Source organism: Staphylococcus petrasii (assembly GCF_002902565.1).
GTDB lineage: Bacteria > Bacillota > Bacilli > Staphylococcales > Staphylococcaceae > Staphylococcus > Staphylococcus petrasii.
In genome coordinates this window covers 1-1,283 of sequence record NZ_PPRC01000107.1, presented here as the reverse complement: position 1 = coordinate 1,283, position 1,283 = coordinate 1, and the positions used below count along the sequence as shown (strand labels likewise).

Sequence of the window (1,283 nt, the reverse complement as noted above, 5' to 3'; positions counted from 1 at the left end):
AAATTGAAGACTATAATCAAGAACAGCATAAACATTCAATTGAAATAGAGCGTTTAACTCAATTAACAAAAGATAAAGAATTAGAAGATATTCCATCTTTAGAAGAAGAAAAACAAAAAGTTGAAGAGCGTTACAATGAAACATTTGAAATTTCAACGACTTTACAATATAAAATACAACAAAATGATAAGAAATTTGAAAATATGAGAGTTCACATCAATTATTTAGATGAAGAATTAAAAGAACAGCAACAAATATTCGAATTAGCTGAAGTATTGTCGGGCAAAAACAATCAAAAACTAACGCTTGAAAACTATGTTTTAATTTATTATTTAGAACGTATTATTCAACAGGCTAATATTCGCTTGAAGAAAATGAGTGGTCAAAGATACCAACTACAGCGTAGACAATCCGTTTCACAGGGTTATAGTGGACTGGAAATTGATGTTTTTGATTTACATTCTAATCATGCGAGACATATTAGTTCTTTATCAGGTGGAGAAACATTCCAAGCTTCTCTCGCTTTGGCATTAGGATTAAGTGAAGTGGTGCAACAAGAATCCGGTGGTATTACTTTAGACTCAATGTTTATTGATGAAGGATTTGGTACATTAGATCAAGAAACACTTGAAACAGCGTTAGACACTTTAATGAAATTACAAACTTCTGGAAGAATGGTAGGAATTATTTCGCATGTTAGCGAATTAAAACAACGTATTCCGCTTATACTTGAAGTAAAAACAAATCAATATCAAAGTAGCACGCAATTTAAATGGCATTAACATATCAATAATAAACATTAAAAAATAAAAAGACATCATAGTATCTATACTTAGTGAAATGTATAGATATTAAGATGTCTTTTTATATGTAACAATTATTTTTGTCTTAATAAGTCACGAATTTCAGTTAATAATACTGTATTAGCTTCAATCTCTTCCTCTTCTTCAGGCGCTTCTTTTCTCATGATTGTATTAGCAATTTTCACGAAGATAAATAAAGCCGCTGCAACAATAATGAAGTCAATTATCGATTGAATGAATAGACCATATTTAATTCCCCAAAATTCCCAATCTTTAGCAAAGTCAACTGACCCAAAGATTTTACCGATTAAAGGCATAATGATGTAGTTAACTAATGATGTAACGATTTTATTAAAAGCTGCCCCCATAACAACAGCAATAGCTAAATCTAATACATTACCCTTTAAGGCAAATTCCTTAAACTCTTTTAACATAATATAAACTCCTTCCATTCATACAGAATAAAATATATTATACATC

The 1,283-nt window shown here is 29.7% G+C and carries 2 protein-coding genes; one reads left to right on the top strand and one right to left on the bottom strand.

Features of this window, described 5'->3' with window-relative positions:
- On the top strand, positions 1–782 hold a 782-nt coding region (locus CD127_RS11485; protein WP_276307638.1), incomplete at its 5' end, for an SbcC/MukB-like Walker B domain-containing protein.
- 95 nt (positions 783–877) lie between these two features.
- On the opposite strand, the gene mscL is transcribed toward CD127_RS11485, so the two are convergent.
- Complete coding sequence (gene mscL / locus CD127_RS11480; RefSeq protein ID WP_103366795.1) at positions 878–1,237, bottom strand: large conductance mechanosensitive channel protein MscL; 360 nt, start codon at positions 1,235–1,237, stop codon at positions 878–880.
- Positions 1,238–1,283: the final 46 nt, after the last annotated feature.